15 protein-coding genes are annotated in these 15,834 nt (G+C 62.4%); 9 read left to right on the top strand and 6 right to left on the bottom strand.

From position 1 onward, the window contains the following. The first annotated feature begins 139 nt into the window (after positions 1–139). Positions 140–2,029, top strand: a complete 1,890-nt coding sequence (locus ACIOVD_RS04590; RefSeq protein ID WP_095165712.1) for a methyl-accepting chemotaxis protein — start codon at positions 140–142, stop codon at positions 2,027–2,029. A gap of 18 nt (positions 2,030–2,047) precedes the next feature. Here ACIOVD_RS04590 and ACIOVD_RS04585 read toward each other — a convergent pair whose 3' ends face one another. Both ACIOVD_RS04585 and purU read right to left on the bottom strand, forming a co-directional pair. Then, entirely contained in the window at positions 2,048–2,221 is a 174-nt protein-coding gene (locus ACIOVD_RS04585) for a hypothetical protein (protein WP_174244594.1), read from the bottom strand. Positions 2,222–2,292: 71 nt separating this feature from the next. Beyond that, positions 2,293–3,141: a formyltetrahydrofolate deformylase gene (gene purU / locus ACIOVD_RS04580; protein ID WP_095165714.1), complete on the bottom strand. Its 849-nt coding sequence runs from the start codon at positions 3,139–3,141 to the stop codon at positions 2,293–2,295. A gap of 346 nt (positions 3,142–3,487) precedes the next feature. Here purU and mvaT point away from each other — a divergent pair, with 346 nt between their 5' ends. Next, positions 3,488–3,862 (top strand): histone-like nucleoid-structuring protein MvaT, encoded by a 375-nt coding sequence (gene mvaT / locus ACIOVD_RS04575; RefSeq protein WP_005790963.1) that lies wholly within the window; start codon positions 3,488–3,490, stop codon positions 3,860–3,862. A 99-nt stretch (positions 3,863–3,961) separates the two neighbouring features. Here mvaT and sbcB read toward each other — a convergent pair whose 3' ends face one another. Then, positions 3,962–5,389, bottom strand: a complete 1,428-nt coding sequence (gene sbcB / locus ACIOVD_RS04570) for an exodeoxyribonuclease I (protein WP_401126360.1) — start codon at positions 5,387–5,389, stop codon at positions 3,962–3,964. A gap of 185 nt (positions 5,390–5,574) precedes the next feature. On the opposite strand from sbcB, the gene ACIOVD_RS04565 reads away from it, so the two are divergent. The 6 genes from ACIOVD_RS04565 to ACIOVD_RS04540 are packed head-to-tail and all read left to right on the top strand — an operon-like array spanning position 5,575 to position 12,332. Next, positions 5,575–6,300, top strand: a complete 726-nt coding sequence (locus tag ACIOVD_RS04565; RefSeq protein WP_401126358.1) for an RDD family protein — start codon at positions 5,575–5,577, stop codon at positions 6,298–6,300. Continuing rightward, positions 6,297–7,277 (top strand): stage II sporulation protein M, encoded by a 981-nt coding sequence (locus ACIOVD_RS04560; RefSeq protein WP_401126356.1) that lies wholly within the window; start codon positions 6,297–6,299, stop codon positions 7,275–7,277. Before ACIOVD_RS04565 ends, ACIOVD_RS04560 begins: the two co-directional genes overlap by 4 nt. Then, positions 7,264–8,805, top strand: coding sequence for a DUF4129 domain-containing protein (locus ACIOVD_RS04555; protein ID WP_401126355.1), 1,542 nt, complete (start codon positions 7,264–7,266; stop codon positions 8,803–8,805). Before ACIOVD_RS04560 ends, ACIOVD_RS04555 begins: the two co-directional genes overlap by 14 nt. Then, positions 8,802–9,962, top strand: a complete 1,161-nt coding sequence (locus ACIOVD_RS04550; protein WP_401126354.1) for a DUF4350 domain-containing protein — start codon at positions 8,802–8,804, stop codon at positions 9,960–9,962. The genes ACIOVD_RS04555 and ACIOVD_RS04550 overlap by 4 nt, the downstream gene beginning before the upstream one ends. Then, on the top strand, positions 9,959–10,960 hold the full coding sequence (locus ACIOVD_RS04545; RefSeq protein ID WP_095165800.1) for a MoxR family ATPase: 1,002 nt from the start codon (positions 9,959–9,961) through the stop codon (positions 10,958–10,960). The genes ACIOVD_RS04550 and ACIOVD_RS04545 overlap by 4 nt, the downstream gene beginning before the upstream one ends. 40 nt (positions 10,961–11,000) lie before the next feature. Further along, the gene (locus ACIOVD_RS04540) at positions 11,001–12,332 is read left to right on the top strand and encodes a DUF58 domain-containing protein (protein ID WP_401126352.1); all 1,332 of its coding nucleotides are present in this window, start codon (positions 11,001–11,003) and stop codon (positions 12,330–12,332) included. Positions 12,333–12,356: 24 nt separating this feature from the next. Here ACIOVD_RS04540 and ACIOVD_RS04535 read toward each other — a convergent pair whose 3' ends face one another. Continuing rightward, the gene (locus tag ACIOVD_RS04535; RefSeq protein ID WP_095165803.1) at positions 12,357–12,716 is read right to left on the bottom strand and encodes a PilZ domain-containing protein; all 360 of its coding nucleotides are present in this window, start codon (positions 12,714–12,716) and stop codon (positions 12,357–12,359) included. Between the two features lie 230 nt (positions 12,717–12,946). Then, positions 12,947–13,318, bottom strand: coding sequence for a hypothetical protein (locus ACIOVD_RS04530; RefSeq protein ID WP_095165805.1), 372 nt, complete (start codon positions 13,316–13,318; stop codon positions 12,947–12,949). Between the two features lie 156 nt (positions 13,319–13,474). Between ACIOVD_RS04530 and pyk the strand changes: the two genes are divergently transcribed. Continuing rightward, the gene (gene pyk / locus ACIOVD_RS04525) at positions 13,475–14,926 is read left to right on the top strand and encodes a pyruvate kinase (protein ID WP_095165807.1); all 1,452 of its coding nucleotides are present in this window, start codon (positions 13,475–13,477) and stop codon (positions 14,924–14,926) included. Between the two features lie 139 nt (positions 14,927–15,065). On the opposite strand, the gene ACIOVD_RS04520 is transcribed toward pyk, so the two are convergent. Further along, positions 15,066–15,815, bottom strand: a complete 750-nt coding sequence (locus ACIOVD_RS04520; RefSeq protein WP_095165809.1) for an enoyl-CoA hydratase-related protein — start codon at positions 15,813–15,815, stop codon at positions 15,066–15,068. Positions 15,816–15,834: the final 19 nt, after the last annotated feature.

The raw sequence follows: 15,834 nt of genomic DNA, 5'->3' as shown, positions 1-15,834 counted from the left end.
GAGACCAGACTGAATATCAGGTCAGATAATTCCCTAAGGATCCACGGAAATATCAGCTTATGTGCCACAGCGCCTATCGTGCGCGCTTTTTTGTCGCAACACGCCCCACACAATAAGACATTAGCGGACACCACAAGCCATGAACAACAATCTGCGCTTCAGCCACAAAATCCTGCTTGCCGCCGCCCTTATCGTCATTGCCGCGTTCGCCACATTTACGCTGTACAACGATTATCTGCAGCGCAATGCAATTCGCCAGGACCTCGACAGCTACCTCAATGAAATGGGGGATGTCACCGCGAGCAACATTCAGACCTGGCTGTCCGGGCGCATTCTTCTGATCGATAACCTGGCGCAGAACATCGCCATCAATGCCGATGATGCGCACGTCGCCGAGCTGCTGGAACAAAAAGCCCTGACTTCGACCTTCATGGCCTCCTATCTGGGCAATGCCGGTGGCAGCTTCACCATCCGTCCCGATGTAAAAATGCCCGACGGCTTCGACCCGCGTGGACGGCCCTGGTACACCGGCGCGCAGAACAGCGCCAGCGCCACGCTGACCGAACCGTATGTCGATGCGGCCACCGGCCAGACCATCATTTCCATTGCCAGCGCCTCGAAAAAAGCCGGCAGCAATGTCGGGGTGGTGGGCGGCGACCTGAGCCTGCAGACCCTGATCGACAACCTCAAGGCCGTGGACTTCGACGGCATGGGTTATGCCTTCCTGGTCAACGCCGACGGCAAGATCCTGGTGCACCCGGACAAATCCCTGGTGATGAAGTCCCTCAGCGAGGCTTATCCGCACAGCACCCCGCGCATCGGCAGCGACTTCAGCGAAGTCGAGGTGGACGGCAAGACGCGCATTTTCACCTTCAGCCAGATCAAGGGCCTGCCATCGGTCAACTGGTACATCGGCCTGTCCGTGGACAAGGACACCGCCTTCGCGATGCTCAGCGAGTTCCGCACTTCGGCAATCGTCGCCACGGTGATTGCCGTGACCGTGATCATCGCCCTGCTCGGCATGCTGATCCGCTTGTTGATCCAGCCATTGCACGTCATGACCCGCGCCATGCAGGACATCGCCGACGGTGAGGGCGACCTGACCCGCCGCCTGACCATCCAGAACCATGATGAATTCGGCACCCTGGGCGTTGCGTTCAACCGCTTCGTCGAGCGCATCCACGGCTCGATCCGCGAAGTCTCGTCAGCCACCGAGCAGGTCAACGAAGTGGCCTTGCGGGTGGTCAGCGCCTCGAACTCGTCGATGCTCAACAGCGATGAACAATCGAGCCGCACCAACAGCGTCGCGGCCGCCATCAACCAGTTGGGCGCCGCCACCCAGGAAATCGCGCGCAACGCCGCGCAAGCATCGCACCAGGCCAGCGATGCCCGCAGCCTGGCCGAGGATGGCCAGCAAGTGGTCGATCGCAGCATCGCCGCGATGAATCAACTGTCGAGCATGCTCAGCGCTTCCAGCAGCAACATCGAGTCGCTCAACAGCAAGACCGTGAACATCGGGCAGATTCTCGAAGTGATCACCAGCATCTCCCAGCAAACCAACCTGCTGGCGCTCAACGCGGCGATCGAGGCCGCACGGGCCGGTGAGGCCGGACGCGGTTTTGCAGTGGTGGCCGATGAGGTGCGCAACCTGGCGCACCGCACCCAGGAGTCGGCGCAACAGGTGCAGACCATGATCGAGGAGCTGCAGGTCGGCGCCCGCGAGTCGGTCAGCACCATGGGCGACAGCCAGCGCCATAGCCAGGACAGCGTGGAGATCGCCAACCTCGCCGGGGAGCGCCTGAATAGCGTGACCCTGCGCATTGGCGAGATTGACGGCATGAACCAGTCGGTGGCCACGGCCACCGAGGAACAGACTGCCGTGGTGGAGTCGATCAACGTGGACATCACCGAGATCAACACCCTCAATCAGGAAGGCGTGGAAAACCTGCAGTCGACCTTGCGGGCCTGCTCCGACCTGGAACAACAGGCGGCGCGCCTCAAGCAACTGGTGGGCAGTTTCCGTATCTGAATGCGCTGGCAGGATCTGTCAGGACTTGCCTTCAGGTTCCGGCTGGTCCTGTAACTGCTGCCACAACTCGGCCGCACCGGGAAACTCGGTGCCGTCCTCGCTACTCAAGTCATCGGGGTCGTAACGGCTCAGGCAGCCTTCACCCAGGGTGGCGGGGGCTGTGGAGGTGGCCTTGTCCAGTGGATCGCTCATGGTCCGCACCTTCAATAAAAAAGGGCCTCAAGCGTACAACGCTTGAGGCCCTCGTGCCTGTCGGCGGCGAATCAGAACACCACGGTCTTGTTGCCATGCACCAGCACGCGGTCTTCCAGGTGATAGCGCAGGCCGCGGGCCAACACCATCTTCTCGACGTCACGGCCGAAACGCACCATGTCTTCGATGCTATCGCTGTGGCTGACGCGCACCACGTCCTGCTCGATGATCGGACCGGCGTCCAGCTCTTCGGTGACGTAGTGGCAAGTGGCGCCAATCAGCTTAACACCACGCATCGAGGCCTGGTGGTAAGGCTTGGCCCCCACGAACGACGGCAGGAAGCTGTGGTGGATGTTGATCACCTTGTGCGCGTACTCGCTGCACAGCTCAGGCGGCAGGATTTGCATGTAGCGCGCCAGCACCACCACTTCAGCATCGTGCTGCTTGACCAGGCGCGACACTTCGGCAAACGCCGGCTCTTTGTTCTGCGGATCCACCGGCACATGGTAGTAAGGAATGCCGTGCCACTCGACCATGCTGCGCAGGTCGTTGTGGTTGGAGATCACACAGGAAATTTCGCAGTCCAGCTCGTCGCTGTGCCAGCGGTGCAGCAGGTCGGCCAGGCAGTGGGATTCACGGCTGGCCATCAACACCACGCGTTTTTTCTGCGCGGTGTCGGTGATACGCCAGTTCATCGAGAACTCTTCGGCGATCGGGGCAAATGCCTCACGAAAGGCCTCCAGACCAAACGGCAAGGAGTCGGCCCGAATTTCGTGACGCATGAAGAACCAGCCACTGAGATTGTCCGAGTGATGGCTCGCTTCAGTGATCCAGCCATTGTGTGACGCCAGAAAGTTACTGACCTTAGCAACGATGCCGACGCCGTCCGGGCAAGCGATCACTAGCCGAAAAGTGCGCATAGGGGGAAAACTCCAGAACTTCGCAAAGGCCGCCATTCTAGCGATTGCGCAGCAAAACTGCAGTATTGATCAGCAATTGCCCCATCTGCCGCCTGCGCAAGCAGGCCGTCGTCGGCCGATTAGCAGCACTGCATGCTGGCGCAGGACGCCTTGTGAGAATACGCAAGAAGGCCTTTGTGAATAACTGTGATCATTACCGCTGATGTTTTAACTGTCAGTGTATTTGTCTGCCATTGACTCTAATCAAATCAAATAAAAGTTCGCTTATATGTTTACTTGATGAAACACCCTGACTATTATTGCGCCACTGTCCCCTGCATCCTGTGCCTAACATAAGGTAGTCCTCATGTCCCTGATCAACGAATACCGCGCCACCGAAGAAGCTATCAAAGAGCTGCAAGCCCGTTTGAAGAACCTGTCCCAAGACGACAAACTGCAAACCGAGCTGGAATTCGAAGGCAAACTGCGCACCCTGATGGGCGAATACTCCAAATCCCTGCGCGATATCATCGCCCTGCTGGATCCGGAATCTAAAGTTAAAGCCCCACGCGGCGCAGTGAAAACTACCGGCACCAAGCGTGCACGCAAGGTTAAACAATACAAGAACCCGCACAACGGCGAAGTCATCGAAACCAAAGGTGGCAACCACAAGACTCTGAAAGAGTGGAAAGCCAAGTGGGGCGGCGACGTGGTTGAAGGCTGGGCAACCCTGCTGGGCTAAGCCGCGACCCGTCTCGCAGGTTCACTTGCGAACAAAAAAACGCCAGCTTTCGCTGGCGTTTTTTTATCCATGTTATTCAACACATTTCATCAGGGCATTTCAAATATCCAAACGTTTGCGCAATAGCGCCACGTACTCGCGCCATTCCTGCAGAACCTCAAGCGTTCCGCCCGCGGCATTCTGCGACCATTGCTCGCAGGCTTGATCAAATGCCTGCACGGTATTGGGCGCTTCCCATCGAGCATCGCTCAAACGCTGCTGGCAAAATAATTTCCAACGTTCTTGCTCCTGTTCATTCAAGGTCTCGGGGAAGTTGCGCGCGCGATATCGAAATAATAATTCCGGTAAACGTTCATCATCGAACGGCCATTGTTCTTGCGCTAATTGCTGTGGGTCGGCCGCTCTCACTTGCTCGCATAAACGTCGGTCACGGTCACCAATGAAACCATCGTACAACTGTTGCTCAGGGTCATCGCTGGGGGTGAAGTCGTCCTGGGCATAAATGGCTGGAACTTTATCTCGCCAAAGTTCCTGTGCGTCACTTAGCCGCAGCGCCCGCGCCTGATACAGCGCCATGTCCAATTGCAGTCGTTGCTGATCCTCGGCCCGCAATACCGACAACGGCGCCACTACCGGGCAGCGGTTGATGTGAATCAGTTTGAGCGGCACCGCAAGCGCCCCCTCGGGCAAATCCGCATGGCGGGTGTACAGGCGCTGACGCAGGGTTTCGACGTCATCTGCCAGCAGGCCCTCGGGGTCCAGGTGCAGGTCGCAGACAATCAGTGCATTACGATTGCGCGGATGCCAGGCCAGCGGCAGGACGACGCCCACATAACTGCGCTCGGCAGAAAAGCGCCCGGAGATATGCACCATCGGTTGCAGCAGGCGAATCTGGTCCATGACTTTTTGTTTGCTGCGCAACTTGAACAGCCAGTCATAGAGCTTGGGCTGACGGTCACGAATCAGCCGCGCCAGGGCAATGGTGGCGCGCACATCGGACAAGGCTTCGTGGGCCTGGCCATGGTCCAGGCCGTTGGCGACCGTCAGGCGTTCGAGCTTGAGCGTGACACGCCCTTCTTCCTGCGGCCAGACGATACCGTCCGGGCGTAATGCATAGGCCGCACGCACCACGTCGATCAGGTCCCAGCGGCTGTTGCCGCCCTGCCATTCGCGAGCATAGGGGTCGAAAAAATTGCGGTACAAGCTGTAGCGCGTCATTTCATCGTCGAAACGCAAGGTGTTGTAACCGGCGCCGCAGGTCCCTGGAGCTGCCAGTTGGGCATGCACCCGGGTCATGAAATCCGCCTCGCTCAAACCTTGCTCGGCCAGGCGACTCGGGGTGATCCCGGTGATCGCGCAGGCGGCCGGATGCGGCAGGATGTCGTCGCTGGGCTGACAGTAGAGATTGACCGGCGCATCGATCTCGTTGAGTTCGAAGTCGGTGCGGATCCCGGCCACTTGCAGCGGGCGGTCGCAGCGCGGGGTGATCCCGGTGGTTTCGTAGTCGTACCAGAAGATAGAGGTCACGGGCTGTTCCTGAACTTGAGACCGACGAAGTCTAGGCGCTCAAACGCAGTGCCGGCCAGCTATCTTGCTTTAGAACGTTACGTGGCAAAGTCAGGATCGCCCAGACACAGGTCGTTTGCGCTGGCGAAGGCTGCTAGCATCGAGCCCAGGTAACGTCCCGAACTGGCTCCATCACCAGGCTGCCCATGATCCCTACCTCAGCACTGCCAAGGAAAGCACCGCTGCCCCCGCCTCTGGATACGCGGTACCAGGTCGAAACGCCCGAAGGCATCGACTTGCCACTGCGCCCGGCCGGGTTGCCGCCCCGCGCCCTGGCATTTGCCATCGACCTTGGGCTGCGCGCCCTGGTACTGGGCCTGCTGTTCCTCGGCCTGGGGTTTCTCGGCAAGCTGGGTATGGGGCTGGGCTCGCTGCTGCTGTTTGTCGTCAGTTGGTGGTACATGGTGCTGTTCGAAGTCCTCAACCAAGGCCGTTCGCCCGGAAAACAACTGCTGGGATTGCGCGTGGTGCAGGACGACGGTACCCCGGTCGGCTGGTCGGCCTCGCTGATCCGCAACCTACTGCGGTTCGTCGACATGCTGCCCCTGGGCTACGCCCTGGGCGCCATTAGTTGCCTGCAGCATCCGACCTTCAAGCGCCTGGGCGACATGGCCGCCGGCACCCTGGTGATCTATCGCGAACAGCCGGTACACTGCCCGCAGTTGCCAGCCGCCCAGCCCCTGCGCGCGCCTTTTACCTTGAGCCTGAATGAGCAACGCGCAGTGCTGGGTTTTGCCGAACGCCAGGCGCAGCTTTCCAGCGCACGGGTCACTGAACTGGCGACGCTGCTCGCCGAGCCGCTGCAGGTCGCGCCGACGCAGGCAGTCGCCGAGCTCAATGGCATCGCCCGTGGCTTGTTGGGGCCGACATGAAGCAAAGCCAGTTCGAAATCCGCCATCAAGCCCACTGGCAGCAGTTCGCCCACCGGCTCGATCTACTGGAGCGCGGCAAGGCCAGCGCCGAGGAGGCCCGCGCATTCCCCAGGGACTATCGGCGCCTGTGCCAACACCTGGCGCTGGCGCAGGAGCGCGGCTACAGCAGTTACCTGGTCGACCCCTTGCAGCACCTCGTGCTGCGCGGACACCAGCAGTTGTACCGCCATCGCAGCCACCTCGGCGCCCAGTTGCTAGCCTTTGTCCTGGCCGGCTTTCCGCGCCTGGTGCGTGAGCAATGGCCGTTCGTGCTGGCGGCCGGCTTGTTGTTTTTCGGCTCGCTGCTGGGCACCGCCTTGTTGGTGTACCTGTTTCCCGACCTGGTCTACAGCATCATGCCGGGCGATCAGGTCGCGCAGATGCAAGGTATGTACGACCCGGCCGCCGGACACCTGGGCCGCGACACCGAGCGCGCCGCCAGCGATAACTGGGTGATGTTCGGCTACTACATCATGCACAACATCGGCATAGCCTTTCAGACCTTCGCCAGCGGCCTGCTGTTTGGCCTGGGCAGTGTGTTTTTCCTGATGTTCAACGGGCTGCTGATCGGGGCCATTGCCGGCCACCTGACGCGCATCGGCTACGGCGAAAGCTTCTGGTCGTTCGTCGTCGGCCACGGTGCCTTTGAACTCAGCGCCATCGCCCTGGCCGGTGCGGCTGGCTTGCAACTGGGCTGGGCGCTGATCGCCCCCGGGCGGCTACCCCGAGGTGAAGCCCTGCGCCTGGCCGCGCGCAAGAGCGTGCTGATGATTTGCGGGGTGATGCTGTTCCTGCTGATTGCTGCGTTCATCGAGGCCTATTGGTCGGCACACACCGGGCCGGCGCCGCTGAGCAAATACCTGGTCGGGGCGGCCCTGTGGTTACTGGTGGGGCTCTACCTGTTCGGTGCGGGACGGGGTCGCCATGCGCCTGAATGACGCCAGCGTCGTGATTCGCCCACGCACCACCTGGGAAGCCATGGACCTGGGGATCCTGCTGAGCCAGCGTCATCGCCGGGTGCTGATGGGCAGTTGGGCGCTGGTCACCGTGCCAGTGTTTGTCCTGCTCAGCGTGCTGCTGTGGGAATCCCCCGCACTCGCCCTGGGGCTGTTCTGGTGGCTGAAGCCGGCGTTCGAGCGCCTGCCGTTGTACATCCTTTCCAGCGCGTTGTTCGGCCAGGCGCCCAGCGTGCAGCAGGCCTTGCGCCAATGGCCACGCCTGCTCAAGCCACAGTTGCTCGCCAGCCTGACCTGGCGACGCCTGAGCCTGAGCCGCAGCTTCACCTTGCCGGTGCTGCAGCTAGAGGGACTGGGCGGCGTGGCGCGCCAGCAGCGCCTGGCGGTGTTGCAGCAACGCGACGCCGGGGCAGCGCGCTGGCTGACACTCATTGGGATGCTGCTGGAAAGCGTGCTGTGGATCGGCACCATCAGCCTGTTCTACCTGTTCCTACCTGGGCAGATCGAACTGGATTGGGATTGGCAAACCATGATCGCCAGCAGCGCTCAGGACTGGCTGTGGCTTGAGCACCTGAGTAACGCGCTGTACGTGCTGATCCTGATCGTCTGGGAACCGGTGTATGTGGCCTGTGGTTTCAGCCTATACCTGAACCGGCGCACCACGCTGGAAGCCTGGGACATCGAGCTGGTATTCCGGCGCCTGCGCCAACGCCTGAGCGCGGTGGTCGCCAGCGTGCTGATGCTCGGCCTGCTGCTGGTAGGGCCTGCCGGGCAACCGCTGCTGGCCGCCGAATCGAGCGCCGCGCCCGCCAGCCCGCGCCTGCTCCAGCAACCCCTCAACAGCCAGGCTGCCAGCAGCGCCATCAATGCCATACTCGACGCCCCGCCGTTCAAGAACACCGAGACCCTGACCCGCTATCGCCTGGGTGACGGCGAGCCCGAACGAACCCAGGCGGGCCAGGCACCCGGCTGGCTCAAGGCGTTGCTCGAGTTGTTCGACAGCCCGCGCTTGGCCAGCCTGGCGTCCATCATCGAAGTCCTGTTGTGGACGACGGTCATCGGCCTGCTGGTGTTACTGGCCTGGCGCTACCGCGAGTGGCTGCAGACCTTCGTCAGCCGCCGCCCGGCACCTCAACTCAGCCCCCAGCGCCCGCTGCCGGCGCAACTGTTCGGCCTCGACCTAGGCCGTGACTCCCTGCCGGACGACGTCGCCGCCGAGGTCGAGCGGCTCTGGGCGAGCCAGCCTCGTGAGGCCCTCGGCTTGCTGTATCGGGCGCTGCTGGTGCGCTTGCTGCACGACTACGCGTTGCCGTTGACCAGTGCCGACACCGAAGGCCAGGTGCTGGACCATGTCCAGCGTCTGCAGCAGCCGCAACTGCATGCCTTCAGCAGCACCCTCACCGTGCATTGGCAAAATATCGCCTACGGTCACCGCGTCCCGCCACTCGCCCTGCAAACACAACTCTGCGCAGGTTGGCGCGCGCTGTTCGGCCACGGAGTGGGTCAATGAACCGGCTGCAGATGGTTCTCGGCACACTGCTGGCCGGGCTGCTAGCGGCGGTCGCGGTCTACCTGTTCCTACAGGCCACGCCCTATGCAGAAACCATCGACCACGGCCCCTCCCCCGAAGCCCAGGCCAACCCGTACCTGGCCGCCGAGCACTTTTTGCGCCAGCAAGGGCTGCGCGTCAGCCACGCCAACAGCCTCGAGACCCTGCCCCCGCTGCCCTCCCGGCAACACAGCCTGTTGCTCCTGGGGGAGCGTGTCGACATGACCCCGGCGCAGGTCGAGCAAGTGCTGGCCTGGGCCCACGCCGGCGGCCGCCTGCTGCTGGTTGCCGAGGCCCTGTGGGACGCCAAGGCCGGCAAAAGCGCCGACCTGCTGCTGGACCGGGTCCAGGTGCAGCAATCCATGAGCAAGGACCTCAAGGAGCCACCGCCCGAGGCTACGACAGTCCCCTATCCCACGCTGACCAAGCTTTACCTGGAAGACGAACAAGCGCCGGCCTATGCCAGCTTCGATCCGCAGTTCCACCTCGAAGACCCGCAAAACCTGGCCCAGGCCTGGGCCAACAGCGCCCTGGCCACGCACATGATGCAACTGCCCTACGGCGAAGGCCTGATCACGGTGATCACCGATGCCGACCTGTGGAAAAACCCCAACATCGGCCACTATGACAACGCCTGGCTGCTCTGGTACCTGAACGCCGACACCGAAGTCACCCTGCTGTTCGACATTGCCCACGACCACCTGCTGACCCTGTTGCTGCGCTATTTCCCCCAGGCGCTGGTGGCTCTCGCTGCATTGCTTGGCCTGTGGTGCTGGCACGTCGGCTGGCGCCAGGGCCCACTGATCGCCCCCGCGACCAAGGCTCGCCGGCAGTTGCAGGAGCACGTGGGCGCCAGTGCTGACTTCCTGCTGCGCAACGCCGGGCAACACAGCCTTCTGCAAGGCCTGCAACACGATGTGCAACGCCGCGCCCGGCAGCGGCACCCGGGCCTGGAACAGCTGGAAACTGCCGAACAATGGCAGGTCATCGCACGCTTGACCGGCCACCCGGCCGACACCATTGGCCAGTTGCTCGGTCCCTTGGCGAAACGACGACTGTCCAGCAGCGAATTCAGCCGCCAGGTCGCCCACCTGCAAACCCTCAGGAATGCCTTATGAGTGAAGCCTTCGAACCACCTAGCCAACCCCGCGCAGCGCAACAACGGCAACGCGCCAGCCAACTGGCGCAAGCCCTGCGTGTCGAATTGAGAAAGGCCGTGATCGGCCAGGAAAGCGTGATCGACGATGTGTTGAGCGCCTTGATTGCCGGGGGCCATGTGCTGCTCGAGGGTGTACCTGGCCTGGGCAAGACCTTGCTGGTGCGCGCCCTGGCCCGCTGCTTTGGCGGCGACTTCGCGCGGATTCAATTCACTCCCGACCTGATGCCCAGCGACGTCACCGGGCATGCCGTCTACGACCTGCAGACCGAGCAGTTCAAGTTGCGCAAGGGCCCACTGTTCACCAACCTGTTGCTGGCCGACGAGATCAACCGCGCCCCGGCCAAGACCCAGGCCGCCTTGCTCGAAGCCATGCAGGAACGCCAGGTGACACTGGAAGGTCGCGCCTTGCCGATCGCCCAGCCGTTCATGGTCCTGGCCACGCAAAACCCCATCGAACAGGAAGGCACCTACCCTCTACCGGAAGCCGAGCTCGATCGGTTCATGCTCAAGGTGCGCATGGACTACCCCGATGCCGAGCAGGAGTTGGACATGGTGCGCCAGGTCAGTCGCTCGACCCGCGCCGACATGCTCGACGTGCAACCGCTGCGCACTTTGCTGCAAGCCAAGGACATCCTCGCCCTGCAACGGATTGCCAGCGATCTGCCGCTGGACGAGCAGGTACTGGACTATGCCGTACGCCTGGCCCGCACCACCCGCAGTTGGCCGGGGCTGATTCTGGGCGCCGGTCCTCGAGCCTCCATCGCGCTGGTGCGGGTGGCCCGGGCGCGGGCTCTGCTGCGCGGCGGTGAGTTCGTCATCCCGGATGACATCAAGGGCTGCGCGCTGGCGGTGCTGCGCCACCGCGTGCGGATTGCACCGGAGTTGGACATCGAAGGGCTGGACGTCGACCAGGTGCTCAAGCTAATGCTTGACCAGGTACCGGCGCCCAGATTGTGAATAGCACCATGACAATGATCGTCCCTGGGAAGCCCTGAGCATGAAGCCGACCCGTCTGCTGCTGGCCTGGCTCGCCACCCTGTTGGGTCTGAGCATCGTGCTGGGCGCCTGCCGGGCCCTGGGCGTCGACGTGGCACCTAGCTTGCTGGCGATTAACTGGGGATTGTTGCTGGCTTTATTGCTGCTGGCCCTGCTCGACGCTGCGCGCCTGATTCGCCGGCCCTCCCCCAGGGCGCAACGGCAACTGCCCGGCAGCCTGGCACTGGGGCGCTGGAGCGAAGTGCAGATCAGCCTGCAACATGATTACGTACAGCCCCTGAGCGTGCAGCTGTTCGATCATGTTCCCGATGGCCTGGACTTCGAGGGATTGCCCCAGACGGTCGAACTGCATCCCGACCAGACTCACCTACTCAGCTACCGACTGCGCCCCTTGCGCCGTGGGCACTTCAGTTTCGAGCGTTGCGAAATCAACCTGCCGGGGCCCTTGGGGCTTTGGTCGGCCCGCAGGTACCTGACGCTGCAGGACAGCACCCGGGTCTATCCGGATTTCGCCCACCTGTATGGCGCACAACTGCTGGCGGTCGACAACTGGCTCAGCCAACTGGGCGTACGCCAGCGCCAGCGGCGCGGGCTGGGACTGGAGTTTCATCAACTGCGCGAGTTTCGCGAAGGCGATAGCCTGCGCCAGATCGACTGGAAAGCCACGGCCCGACAACGCACACCGATTGCCCGGGAGTACCAGGACGAACGGGACCAGCAGATCATCTTCATGCTCGACTGCGGTCGCTCGATGCGTAGTCAGGACGGCGAGTTGTCGCACTTCGATCACGCCCTCAATGCATGCCTGCTGCTCAGCTACGTCGCCCTGCGCCAGGGCGACGCGGTCGGCCTGATGACGTTCGCCACCGAGCAGGCGCGCTACCTGCCCCCGAGTAAGGGCAACGGTCAATTGAACGTGCTGCTCAATAACCTCTATGACCTGGACAGCAGCCAGCGCCCTGCTGACTACCTGGCCGCCGCCAGCCAACTGCTCGCCCGCCAGCAGCGCCGGGCACTGGTGGTGCTGGTCACTAACCTGCGCGATGAAGCCGACGAAACCCTGCTCGGCGCGGTCCAGCGCCTGGGCCGACAGCACCGGGTGCTGGTGGCGAGCCTGCGCGAGGAAGTCCTCGACCGGCTACACCAGGTCCCGGTGCAAACCCTGCCCGAAGCCCTGGCCTACTGCGGCACGGTGGACTACCTGAACGCCCGGGCCGATCAGCATGAACGCTTGAGCGCCCATGGCGTGCCGGTGCTGGACACCCGCCCCGGTGAGCTGGGCACCGAACTGGTCACCCGTTACCTGAGTTGGAAGAAAGCTGGCGTGCTTTAGCGCTGCCCCTGCACATGGCCGGGGCTAGGCCGATGCCGAGACCGGATAAAAACTGAAATAGCGCTGCAACGCGCTGACCATCTGGCCGTATTCAGGCGGGGGATTCTGCAGGGCGAACCCGGCGTCGTAATGATGGGGCGTGGCGTCTTCATGGCACCACAGGCAACAGGCCCGCAGGTCGATGACCTGACAGGCTCCATCGCCGTCGGGGATCTTCAGGCGCAAGTCAAAGACCGCCCCCAGCATCAGCGGCAACTGACTGATCAGCATCAGCCCGTCTTCCGAGACATTGCCGATGTAGCCAATGGGTTTGTCGGTGATACGGTTGAAGACTTTGAGAAAATACGGCAACTGGTGCCGCTCGATCCGGCGTTCTGTGAACATACTGAGTATCGCTTTGCCAAGGCCCTTGAGCAGGGTCGCACTACTGCTTCGCAACGAGCCTGCAGAGCGAGCTCGCTGTCCCCGATTGCGGTGCGAACGCCCCCGCGTTGCGCTCGCGCTATTTCTGCCGTTCTCAGGTATCAACGACGTCCAGGGTCGACCCGCTGAAACGTCTCACTAGAGACTAGCTCAAGGCTGAAACACAGCCAGTGGTTAAATGAGACCCGACATTACAATGCCGCGGGAATGCTTCTGGCGCTGCGCGGCGGGTACCAGCCCAGCGACTGCAAGGTTTCCAGGCGCGCGCGGGCACGGTAGGCGTACTCATTGTTCGGGTACTGCGCCATGATGAACTGGTAGGTCTGGGCGGCATCGACATAGAGCTTCTGCCGCTCCAGGCACTGGCCACGCAACATCGACACTTCAGGCTGGATGTAGCGCCGCGCCCGGCTCTTGCGATCGACCTGGGACAGTTCGAGCATCACCCGCTCGCAGTTGCCGGCGTCGTAGGCACGGTAGGCGGTGTTCAGGTGATGGTCCATCGACCAACGGGTACAGCCCACGACACTCAGGGCCAGGGCAGCTAAAAGCACGAATCGCATGAGAGTTCTCCTGTCTTGGGCTTTGTATCGACCCGGCGGCAAAAATCTTCAGTGCGGCGTGTTCAATAAAGAATCCAATAAGTAGTGCAAACGAACAATGACTACAACTTCCCAGCATAGTAGCCTCACTCAGCGCTTGAACTCAGGAGTCTTTGCATGTCCGTCCGTCGTACCAAAATCGTCGCTACCCTTGGCCCGGCCAGTAACTCGCCGGAAGTTCTCGAACAGCTGATTCTCGCTGGCCTGGACGTTGCCCGCCTGAACTTCTCCCACGGCACCCCCGACGAGCACAAGGCTCGCGCCAAGCTGGTCCGTGACCTCGCGGCCAAGCACGGGCGCTTCGTCGCCCTGCTGGGCGACCTGCAAGGCCCGAAAATCCGTATCGCCAAATTCGCCAACAAGAAGATCGAGCTGAAGATCGGTGATCAATTCACCTTCTCCACCAGCCATCCTCTGACCGAAGGCAACCAGCAAGTGGTCGGCATCGACTACCCGGACCTGGTCAAGGACTGCGGCGTCGGCGACGAGTTGCTGCTCGACGACGGCCGCGTGGTCATGCGTGTTGATACCGCCAGCGCCACCGAACTGCATTGCACCGTGACCATCGGCGGCCCGCTGTCGGACCACAAGGGCATCAACCGTCGTGGTGGCGGCCTGACCGCTCCGGCCCTGACTGAAAAAGACAAGGCTGACATCAAGCTCGCCGCCGAAATGCAGGTCGACTACCTCGCCGTGTCCTTCCCGCGTGACGCCGCCGACATGGAATACGCCCGTCAATTGCGCGACGAAGCCGGCGGCACCGCCTGGCTGGTGGCCAAGATCGAACGTGCCGAAGCCGTGGCCGACGACGAAACCCTCGATGGCCTGATCAAGGCTTCCGACGCAGTGATGGTTGCCCGTGGCGACCTCGGCGTGGAAATCGGCGACGCCGAGCTGGTGGGTATCCAGAAGAAGATCATCCTGCACGCACGCCGCCACAACAAAGCGGTGATCGTTGCGACCCAGATGATGGAGTCGATGATCCAGAACCCGATGCCGACCCGTGCCGAAGTGTCCGACGTGGCCAACGCCGTGCTCGACTACACCGACGCCGTGATGCTCTCGGCGGAAAGTGCTGCCGGCCTGTACCCACTGGAAGCTGTGCAGGCGATGGCGCGTATCTGCGTCGGCGCGGAAAAGCACCCGACCAGCAAGACCTCCAGCCACCGCATCGGCAAGGTCTTCGAAAGCTGCGACCAGAGCATCGCCCTGGCCGCCATGTACACCGCCAACCACTTCCCGGGCGTCAAGGCGATCATCGCCCTCACCGAAAGTGGCTACACGCCGTTGATCATGTCGCGCATTCGTTCCTCGGTGCCGATCTACGCGTTCTCCCCGCATCGTGAAACCCAGGCCCGCGCGGCGATGTTCCGTGGCGTCTACACCGTCCCGTTCGACCCGGCATCCCTGCCACCTGAGCAAGTCAGCCAGGCGGCCATCGACGAGCTGCTGGCTCGCGGCGTGGTCGAGAAAGGCGACTGGGTCATCCTGACCAAGGGCGACAGCTACCACACCATCGGCGGCACCAACGGCATGAAAATCCTGCACGTTGGCGACAAGATGGTCTGATTGACCAAGCGCTGAAAAACCAAAGCCCCGCCATGTGAATGGCGGGGCTTTTTGCTTTGCGATCCAGTGATTCCAGGTCAACACAGAACCCTGTGGGAGTGGGCTTGCCCACGATGGGGCCCGCGCGACCACCCAACATTCACGACCGCTTGAGAAACCCCGACAATGCCGCCAACGCTTCCGGCGAGCGCAGTCGTTGGACGAACAGCTTGCCCTCCTCCTCGACCACCCTGCGCAGCAGTTCGCGGTCCGGGGCCGTCATCAGTTGCTTGCTGATGCGCACAGCTTGCGGCGGTAGTTGATCGAAGCGCAGCGCCATCTCCCGCGCCTTGGCGAAGGTCGCTTCCGCGCTCGGCAATGCCTGGCTGGCAATGCCCCAGGCGGCGGCCTGCTCGCCGGTAAACGCTTCGCCCAGCAGCAACAATTCGGCCGCTTTGGCCTGGCCGAGCAGTCGCGGCAGGATCAGGCTGGAGCCGAACTCCGGACACAGACCCAGGTTGACGAATGGCATGCGCAACTTGGCATCGGCGCTGACGTACACCAGATCGCAATGCAGCAGCAGCGTGGTGCCGATGCCTACCGCGGCTCCGGCAACGGCGGCGACCACCGGCTTGCGGCACTCCAGCAGACTGCGCATGAACTGGAACACCGGGCTGTCGAGATCACTCGGCGGCTCCTGGAGAAAGTCGGCGATATCATTGCCGGCGGTAAAGCACTGCAGGCTGCCAGTGATCAGCACCGCATTGATCTCAGGGTCGGTATCCGCCTGTTGCAGGGCTGCGCCCAGTTGGCTGTACATGGCGCGGGTCAGGGCGTTTTTCTTGTCCGGGCGATTCAGGCGCAACGTCAGCAGCCCGCCTTCGCGTTCCAGCAAAATGGCATCGGTCATGGTCAATCTCATGCAAAGA

The organism is Pseudomonas sp. NPDC087626, assembly GCF_044743405.1.
Lineage (GTDB): Bacteria > Pseudomonadota > Gammaproteobacteria > Pseudomonadales > Pseudomonadaceae > Aquipseudomonas.
Note: the sequence above shows the minus strand (reverse complement) of the source record. Positions and strands in the feature narration are given on the sequence as shown.

Excerpts from the sequence above, each read along its gene's own strand:
- ACIOVD_RS04590 (WP_095165712.1), top strand. The coding sequence starts at position 140 with ATGAACAACAATCTGCGCTTCAGCCACAAAATCCTGCTTGCCGCCGCC.
- ACIOVD_RS04585 (WP_174244594.1), bottom strand. The coding sequence starts at position 2,221 with ATGAGCGATCCACTGGACAAGGCCACCTCCACAGCCCCCGCCACCCTG.
- purU (WP_095165714.1), bottom strand. The coding sequence starts at position 3,141 with ATGCGCACTTTTCGGCTAGTGATCGCTTGCCCGGACGGCGTCGGCATC.
- mvaT (WP_005790963.1), top strand. The coding sequence starts at position 3,488 with ATGTCCCTGATCAACGAATACCGCGCCACCGAAGAAGCTATCAAAGAG.
- ACIOVD_RS04565 (WP_401126358.1), top strand. The coding sequence starts at position 5,575 with ATGATCCCTACCTCAGCACTGCCAAGGAAAGCACCGCTGCCCCCGCCT.
- ACIOVD_RS04560 (WP_401126356.1), top strand. The coding sequence starts at position 6,297 with ATGAAGCAAAGCCAGTTCGAAATCCGCCATCAAGCCCACTGGCAGCAG.
- ACIOVD_RS04555 (WP_401126355.1), top strand. The coding sequence starts at position 7,264 with ATGCGCCTGAATGACGCCAGCGTCGTGATTCGCCCACGCACCACCTGG.
- ACIOVD_RS04550 (WP_401126354.1), top strand. The coding sequence starts at position 8,802 with ATGAACCGGCTGCAGATGGTTCTCGGCACACTGCTGGCCGGGCTGCTA.
- ACIOVD_RS04545 (WP_095165800.1), top strand. The coding sequence starts at position 9,959 with ATGAGTGAAGCCTTCGAACCACCTAGCCAACCCCGCGCAGCGCAACAA.
- ACIOVD_RS04540 (WP_401126352.1), top strand. The coding sequence starts at position 11,001 with ATGAAGCCGACCCGTCTGCTGCTGGCCTGGCTCGCCACCCTGTTGGGT.
- ACIOVD_RS04535 (WP_095165803.1), bottom strand. The coding sequence starts at position 12,716 with ATGTTCACAGAACGCCGGATCGAGCGGCACCAGTTGCCGTATTTTCTC.
- ACIOVD_RS04530 (WP_095165805.1), bottom strand. The coding sequence starts at position 13,318 with ATGCGATTCGTGCTTTTAGCTGCCCTGGCCCTGAGTGTCGTGGGCTGT.
- pyk (WP_095165807.1), top strand. The coding sequence starts at position 13,475 with ATGTCCGTCCGTCGTACCAAAATCGTCGCTACCCTTGGCCCGGCCAGT.
- ACIOVD_RS04520 (WP_095165809.1), bottom strand. The coding sequence starts at position 15,815 with ATGACCGATGCCATTTTGCTGGAACGCGAAGGCGGGCTGCTGACGTTG.